Here is an 8,491-nt window from a genome sequence, read left to right on the forward strand (position 1 = left end):
TTGAATTACCCAGAGCCTTAGTTTGTGCCGCGTCTACAGAGGCATAAGTTCCGCCAGTGAAAATCACCAACTGTTTGCCAGTAATGTCAGGATTTGAACCGCTGACACTGACAAAGTTTGTTGAAGTCAAATTGCCGAATTCGCTAGAGACAAACTGCAATTTATCGGTTCCCGACTTAAAGTCGGTAATTTTATCGCCACCTTCTTTAGTGGTCGTGTAAACAAACAGATCCGTACCGCTGCCACCGCTGAGCACATCGGCACCGAGGCCGCCGGCGATCGTATCGTTGCCGTCGCCGCCTTTGATCGTATCGTTAAAGTTGGTGCCGACAATGTTGTCATCGCCTGCTAAGCCATCGTAGTTAACGGCGGCGGGATAAGTGCCGAAATTAACATTATCAGCGCCGGCAGTACCGACGGGAACAGTTAGCGCTGGGCCGGTGAAGACAAAGTTTTTGACTTGCAGGCTAAATTTCAGCGAGAAACTGGTGAGAATTTCAAAGCGCGCTCCAACTGAAAATACCAGTACCGAACGGTTGGTAGCGGCATCTGTAAACTGACAGAAAACAGGCGCGTCGGTGTTGCCACCCAAAGCTGCAAACCGCGCTTGCAAAGTGGCAATGCTGGTAACGGTGATATCAGCGCTGAAGTCGAGCAAGTTATTGCTGCCGATCGACCCAACAACAGAGGTAGCAGTAATCGACAGTCGCGTCAAGCTATTAACGCTGAGATTACCAAAAGCTGCCGCAGACAACTCTAAAAAATCGTCATCATTAAAGTCAGTAATTAAGTCAGCCTCTGCAACTGTTGTAATCTCTTGGCGAGAAGTGCGGTAAATAAAGCTATCCTTGCCACCAGCCCCAGTTAGAGTATTGGTTCCGACGCCGCCTTCGAGCGAGTCATCGCTGTCATTTCCGGTTAATTTGTCATTGCCTGCGCCGCCGATGAGTTTGTTTTTGCTTTTACCACCGACGATATCGTCATCGTCATCGCCGCCGTCGAGCTCGTTATCGCCACCATCGCCGCCTTTAATTTTGTCCTTGCCTTTGCCACCGACGATTTTGTTTTTGCCCTTACCACCTTCGATATCGTCATCGTCATCGCCGCCTTCGATATCATTATCTCCATCGCCGCCTTTAATCTTGTTCTTGCCTTTGCCTCCTTTAATTTTGTTTTTGCCCTTACCGCCTTCAATCTCGTCATCGCCATCGCCGCCGTCGATATCGTTATCGCCGCCATCGCCGCCTTTAATCTTGTCCTTGCCTTTGCCTCCTTTAATTTTGTTTTTCTTGTTACCGCCTTTAATGTCATCGCCACCATCGCCGCCTTCGATGTCGTTATCTAGGGTTAGCGAACCGACGATCGCTTGAGGTGCTGTATTGCCAGCAAACTTAAAGACATTTTGCTCGATTTTTAAGCTAAAACGCTGGCCGGTGATGACGCTTGTGCCTTGGTTAACTTCAAAACCAAAATTAGCCGCACCGATAAAACCTGTTGTTGCTTGGAAAGTTAACAAACCGAGGTCAATGTCTGCTTGAGTGAAGGTAACACCGACTTGTGTTACTGCTACTCCCTTAAAGAATATTTGCCCGGTTTTAGTATCAGGGATCTCGGTTAGCTTGAACACTGTGCCGCTAGCACCTTGCTGCCCGCCTCCAAACCGCAACAAGTCAGAAGTAATAGTTTGTGGCTTGCCGTCGGAACCGACTGTTAGGGGATTATTAGCTTCCACTTGCGGGGGAGTCGCCCTCGGCGCTGCAACTGGAGTTGGAGTTCGAGGTGTGGTTGGGGTTGGAGATGGAGCGCTACCACTAACTCCCAAAAAGTCGCTAGCATCGAGAATCGTGGCGGTGACATTCAACAACAGCGCCAGCACAAACTGATTGCTGCTGAACCGAATTTCGGTATTGAGGCCGACTTGTAAAAAGGACAAGCTGCTAAAGTTCAAGTCGCCAAACAGCAGAAACTTGTCGCTACCGTCTGTGTAGTCAGTGATAACTGAACTGTTTGGAGTTGTACGGTTGCTCACGACAAAAACGTCATTTCCAGCACCGCCGACACAGGTATGGTTGCCAGTACCGCCGACGATCGTATCGTTGCCGGTATTGCCCATCAGCGTATCGTTGCCCGAGCCACCGCCGACAACGCTGTCGTCGCCTTCGCCGCCGTCTGCCATGTCATTGCCATCGCCTGTAACGAGGGTATCGTTGCCGACACCGCCCATCACGCTGTCGTCTCCGTCGCCCCCCATCACGCTGTCGTCGCCGTCGTCGCCCATACAAACGTCGTTGCCGGCACCGCCCATTACGGTATCGTCGCCGGCGCCGCCGAGCACGCTGTCGTCGCCGTCGTCGCCCATGCAAACGTCTTTGCCGGCATCGCCCATCACGGTATCGTTATCTTTGCCACCGCTAACGCTGTCGTCGCCGTCGCCGCCCATACAAACGTCGTTGCCCCGATCGCCCCTGACGACATCGTTGCCTTCGCCGCCCTTGGATTTGTCGTCGCCTTTGCCGCCCATCACGGTATCCTTGCCAGCGCCGCCGTCAACGTCATCATTTCCCTCGTTGCCGTACACTACGTCATCGCCGTCATCGCCGTTACAGGTATCGTTGCCGGTGCCGCCACTGATAGTGTCGTTGTCTTTACCGCCATAAACCTTGTCGTCGCCGCTGCCGCCGTCGCAGGTATCGTTACCGCGATCGCCTCTTACTTCGTCGTCGCCATCGCCGCCCTGGCAATCGTCGTCATTTTTACCCCCGTAGATTTTATTTTTGCCACTCTTTCCTTTGATCTTGTCTTTGCCTTTTTTGCCGTAGAGCGACTGATCCGCGCCGGTGGCGACAATTATGTCATCGTTATCGGTGCCTACTATCGTCTTGCCATCGCTACCGCTGTTGTCGCTTGTGTCAGTTCTTTTGTTAGCACCTTCTTCGGGCACGACCTTAACTTCAGCCATTTTGCTGCTATCTCCAACAACCAAAGTAGGTTTGGTGTCTGACGGGCTGACAACTTTGTCGCTAGGAGGGTTAAGGCTGCTTGCTGATGTGCCGCTAGACGGATTCGCCACTGGGATCTTATCGTCAACAGCTTTTACGGATGTGCCGCTAGACGGATTCGCCACTGGGCTCTTAGGGGTGTTGCTGCCACTGTTTTCGGCGATCGCATCGTCAATTAGCTTGACTAACCCGCTGTCAGAATTGAGCGCGGTGGCACTGCGGAAGTTCATCAGCCGATCGAGATCGCTGGCTGATAGTCCGAGTTCTGCTTCGCCGTCATCGATCGCGGCGGGTACAGCACTTGTTAACTTTTCATTTGAATTTGGCATATTTGACCCGGTAGAAGTGGTTTTCATCATGTCACTAATTGTTGTTTGAGTAGGATCTGGAAAAAATTTTCCCGATACATTTTCTAACAACATTTTTTCTGCCATCTTTGATTTTTACCAAACATGGCTAAATTTATTAGACTCAGTTTATCACCAAGCAGGAGGCAGCGGAAAATAAAGATCATTACTTCATACTTGCGCCTGCTAGAGGGATTGTTATCCCCACCTTATTGTTATAGATGCTATTTAAACTGCAACGGGTTATCTCGATCGGCTGTGAGTTTTATCTGCGGCTCTTGCGCACCACAAATAATTGCTCCGCTACTTACACTGTAAGTGTTGCGCCGAAACGCAACTCGCTTTTGCTCTTCTCCGTATTTTCTACAGTTATCTGCCCCTAAGTGCACCTAATTGTAGATCGTCTACGTAATTTCTACAGTGAACTAGCAGAATTTAAACTCGCAACTAACAACTCCCACATAACTACCCAAAATCTTTATACCCAAAATTCAACCCTTGCTTGGAATGCGAGGAGCCTGGGTGCATTGAAGTTTTGTCATACTCCCAGCTCGGTCAAATCCTTCCCTGACTTAGGATTTGCATTCTTTCTTGAAATGACTCCACGCTCTTAATTTTTGTTCCCGATGATTAATTACAATTCTAGATTGTTCGCCAGGGAAAATATTTATTTTAATTTTCGATCGCACAATTTTAGATCGACCCGAGCCAGTGACTCAAACTAATCCAAAATCTTGACTTGGGCCCTAAGTACGAGTACGTAGGGAAAAAAATCTATCTCAAGAGAGATTGTAAAAGTTAGAAATAACCGAAATCAATGCAGAATTTGTGTTTGGTTAAAGCGATCGGCTCGATCGGCATTTTGAGCGCGAGTCAAGCAGCAGCCACTACTTCATTCCTGCTTGGTTTGTTGGTGTTGGCTGGTCTCAGGGGGGTATTTCTGGGCGAAACTGGCTGGATGCGGCTTATTTTGAGCGAGCGAAAAAATGCTTGTAGCTTCAGAGTAGGGAAATATGCGATCGCAGCGCTATTGTTGAGAATTCAGGCCAGCTTAAATTAATTTTGCCTGGTTAACTAGAAGTAGATTAAGACAGTTAAATTTACAAAAAATCTTATAACAGGGAAACGGTAAATTAGCAATCAGTGATTAGCAATTATCAACGATCGCCGATCGTCGCCGACGAGGTAGGACAGCGGGGCTCCGAGCTTGCCGAGCGGGGTTGTCGGCTGTCCAATTAATTAATTGACACAGGATCTTGACTGGGTATGGGGGGTCGTGGTAAAGGATAAGGCGCCCGGACAACTCGCTCGATCGCCCAACCAAAAATTTTAATCAACTTTGCCTCCCATATTGCCCTGAAACAGATTGGGTAGAGCCGAAGTAATTTTAATAAGAACTAGAGATCCGCCTGGTAAAGTGCCTCGAATTAAACTTTACTCAGCATTGAGAAACTCAAGTTCCCAACGAATGTAAAGGGGTCTGCGGTAGAGGTGCAAAATGTTAAAGATAGGAAGATTAGAGAAAATTAGGCTTTCACCGAGCCATAGGGCAATCAAAACTAATAAACTGTTATTAAAGTACAACTTTTATACACTCAAAGTGTTTGAACTAATATATTTGAGTCCGGCGTTCGCCCTCCTCGGGGGAAGCGCATTCAAAAACTCTGATTCAAAGAGTAAAAATCAGTTTGTCGGTCGGTATTGCCAGCCGCAAAAACGCAGGCAAACTCAGAATAGAAGCGGGGGGGCGCTAAATCGGTGAGCCAGGAATTTAAACTCTCAGTCACCCCAGTTGGGGACGACGAATACTTAGTGCGGACAGAAAGGGTTGCACCCGGTGTACCCCTAGCAGAACAACAAGTCCGCTGGCCGATCGACCAATGGCTGGCACTGTCTGCTCAACTGATGAACGACCCCTTGGTGGGCGTATTCCAGGGAACAGGTGCTGGAGGTCGCCCAATCTCGCGATCGGGAAACTGTGCACCGAATTTAGTAGCCCTAGGGCAACAATTCTACAGCGGGCTGTTTCAAGGAAACTTGCGCGATAGCTGGACTTGCGCTCAGGGCATCGCCCAGCACCGCCGAGAAGTGCTGCAACTGCGGCTCGGACTTAAGGGGCGGCGCTTGCCGCGGCTGCCGTGGGAAGTTCTGCACGCGGGCGATCGCCCTTTGGCAACAGGCACCGATGTCGTGTTTTCCCGCTACCAACCAGGTACAAGTTTGTTCAAACAAACCCGGATACTACCTAGCGGCGGGCCTCTGAAAATTTTAATGGCGATCGCCTCTCCCAGCGATCGAGATAGCTTGCAGCTTTCGCGAGAAGCCGTACACCTGCAACAAGAACTGCAAAACCGCAGCGGCAACCCCCTCAAAAACAGCCCCCACGCCCCGGAAATTCAACTGACGATTCTCGAACAGCCCGATCGAGAACAGCTTACCCAAGCCCTAGAACAAGGACACTACCAAGTCCTGCACTACGCAGGCCACAGCAACTTAGGTGCTAGAGGTGGCGAGCTCTACCTCGTCAGCAGCCGCACCGGGCTCACCGAAACCTTGAGCGGCGACGACTTAGCCGGATTGCTCGTCAACAACGGCATTCAGATGGCCGTGTTCAACTCGTGCCGCGGCGCCTACGGCGACCCGTCGGACATGGCAGATGAGGGCCCGGAACGCAACTTAACCGAAGCTCTAGTCCAGCGGGGCATTCCGGCAGTGCTAGCAATGGCAGAAAGCATCCCCGACGATGTAGCCCTAACTCTGACACGGCTGTTTTACCGCAACCTCAATCAAGGCTATCCAGTGGATCTGAGCCTGAGTCGGGCTCGGGCGGGACTAATTTCTGCCTACGGTTCTCACCAGTTATATTGGGCTTTGCCCATTCTCTACCAGCATCCTGACTTTGACGGCTATCTGACGGGTGCCCCAGCTCAAAGCGCGCCGTCGGGCCGCCCGGTGCCAAAAATCCCATCGGAAACGCAACTGGCGGCGGGTACCGAATGGAAAGCGCCACCTTTACTCTCGGCGAGCCGACAATACCACCAATTAATGCCAGCCCCTCCAGCACCAGAGGCAGACGCCTCTGACAGCGAAGTCTGGGAATATTTTCCCGACCAGTTAAAAGCTGGTAGGGATGCCACAGACCAGAAAGATCGACCCTCTGCGGCTAATTCACCAACCTCAGGGACAGCGAAGCCCTCCTCTATTGCCGATCGAGAGTCTTCGGGTATCCCAGCAACTCGCGCCGCTGCACCAGCTCAGAAACCGCTCACAACAGCGGGATTGAGAAAATGTCTGGCGCTGACGCTTTGCTTATTGCCCGTTGCTTTGAGTGCTGGCTTGTTTGGGTGGCGGCACTGGCAACACCGCGGCACGAAACCAGAAGAGTTACTGCCGGCTGTACGCACTCCGATGTCGCAAAATTACCTGCAACAAACCCACTAATCACGATCGCCCGCAAGCCGCTGGCTGCCAATAAATTTGGGTGCGGACAATCTAACGGGTAAAACGAGAGTGAAAAATAAACGGCGAGATTGCTTTGGGTGTCGAAAGCGATTGCTACTAACATCGAGCACAGAAACGACAACCGCTAACAATCGCGTATTGAGCGAGCGCTAGCCTGTTGCTCGATCGCGCGCGGGTGAAAAGTTGCGATCTTCAACCTGGTTTCTACGCAAAATCAGAGAATTGAAGGTGGGGGATTTGAGAATTTCGATCGAGTAATCACTTACTCGAATCAGCAGCCACAATTGATTAATATACCGAACACTCTTCACGACCGGCTCTGGTGGGTTTATGGTAGATACGGTATTGTAAAACTTCATTGAGTTTATAAGCAATTATAAACAATAATGGTATTCTATTGTTGTGAGTGTTGAACAAGGAATACGCGTAGCCCAAAAAACGCAAGTCTCAAATGCAACTAACAGAGAGGCACATCATTAAATCAACGGAACACCGTTTCGCCCAAATTGACTTGCCTAGCTTTCAAGTCCAAAAACCTCTACAATGCCGCCAATTACGTCATTCGTCAGAGCTTTATTTATGGGTGGGGTTATGTCAGCTATAACGAAATGAACCGATTGATGAAGTCTCACGAAGCATATCAGGCAATGCCAGCTAAAGTAAGTCAGCAAATCTTGATGGTGTTGGACAAAAATTGGAAATCGTTTTTTGAAGCCATTAAAGCTTACAAAATTGATTCTTCAAAATTCACGGGTCGCCCAAAACTGCCAAAATACAAAGATAAGGTCAAAGGGCGAAACCTTCTCGTCTACACGATTCAAGCGATTAGCAGCAAACAGTTGAAACAAGGAATCATTAAACTTTCCGGCACTGAACTTTTAATTAAAACTCAAGTCAATCCCAAGAAGATTTGCTTTCGTTAGACTGGTTCCAAAATGTGATTCCTATGTGATTGAGGTGATTTATGATGAACCGGAGCCCACCCTGGGCAATGCCAACTCTGTAGCTAGTATTGATTTGGGACTAGACAATTTAGTGGCGTTAACTTCAAATCAACCGGGATTTATCCCTTTGTTGATCAACGGGCGACCATTGAAATCGATTAACCAGTTCTACAACAAACGCTCTTCACGGTTACAATCCCAGTTAAAAGGGAACCGCAAAACGTCACCCCGGATTCAGCGCTTAACTCGTTGTCGCCATCAAAAAGTTGATAATTACTTACATCATGCTAGCCATCTAATTATTAACCTTTTGCTCACCAGGCAGATTGGGACGCTAGTAATTGGCAAGAACGCGCAGTGGAAAACAGAAATCGAGTTAGGGAAGCGAACCAATCAAAACTTTGTTAGTATTCCTCACTCTCGATTAATTGAAATGTTGGAGTACAAAGCTCGGTTGGCGGGAATCACAGTAATTATGCAGGAAGAATCCTACACATCCCGATCCAGTTTTTTAGGTTTAGACCCAATTCCTGTTTATGGAAAAACCGAAAAAGCGGCTGTGTTTACTGGTAAACGGATTAAGCGGGGTTTGTACAAAACATCGACTGGTCAGTTAATTAATTCTGATATCAACGCTTCGTACAACATCCTCAGAAAAGCAATCCCAAATGCGTTTAGCGATGGGATAGAGAGCTGCGTACTTGGGCCGAGGCGGGTTAATCCGCTCAAAGTAAAAGTG

3 protein-coding genes and 2 pseudogenes are annotated in these 8,491 nt (G+C 49.1%); 3 read left to right on the forward strand and 2 right to left on the reverse strand.

All coding sequences use genetic code 11. The features are described from left to right. Positions 1 to 3,433, reverse strand: a pseudogene (locus tag QT974_RS26980) (hypothetical protein); the annotation flags it as partial. A 730-nt stretch (positions 3,434 to 4,163) separates the two neighbouring features. On the opposite strand from QT974_RS26980, the gene QT974_RS26985 reads away from it, so the two are divergent. Next, positions 4,164 to 4,406, forward strand: a complete 243-nt coding sequence (locus tag QT974_RS26985) for a hypothetical protein (protein WP_333471484.1) — start codon at positions 4,164 to 4,166, stop codon at positions 4,404 to 4,406. 698 nt (positions 4,407 to 5,104) lie between these two features. Continuing rightward, positions 5,105 to 6,787, forward strand: coding sequence for a CHAT domain-containing protein (locus QT974_RS26990; RefSeq protein ID WP_333471485.1), 1,683 nt, complete (start codon positions 5,105 to 5,107; stop codon positions 6,785 to 6,787). A 170-nt stretch (positions 6,788 to 6,957) separates the two neighbouring features. Here QT974_RS26990 and QT974_RS26995 read toward each other — a convergent pair whose 3' ends face one another. Continuing rightward, positions 6,958 to 7,119 carry a hypothetical protein gene (locus QT974_RS26995; RefSeq protein ID WP_333471486.1) on the reverse strand — a complete coding sequence of 54 codons (162 nt, stop codon included), beginning with the start codon at positions 7,117 to 7,119 and terminating at the stop codon, positions 6,958 to 6,960. Positions 7,120 to 7,259: 140 nt separating this feature from the next. Here QT974_RS26995 and QT974_RS27000 point away from each other — a divergent pair. Then, positions 7,260 to 8,491, forward strand: a pseudogene (locus QT974_RS27000) (RNA-guided endonuclease InsQ/TnpB family protein); the annotation flags it as partial.

The organism is Microcoleus sp. BM001215392 (genome assembly GCF_036700185.1).
GTDB lineage: Bacteria > Cyanobacteriota > Cyanobacteriia > Cyanobacteriales > Microcoleaceae > Microcoleus.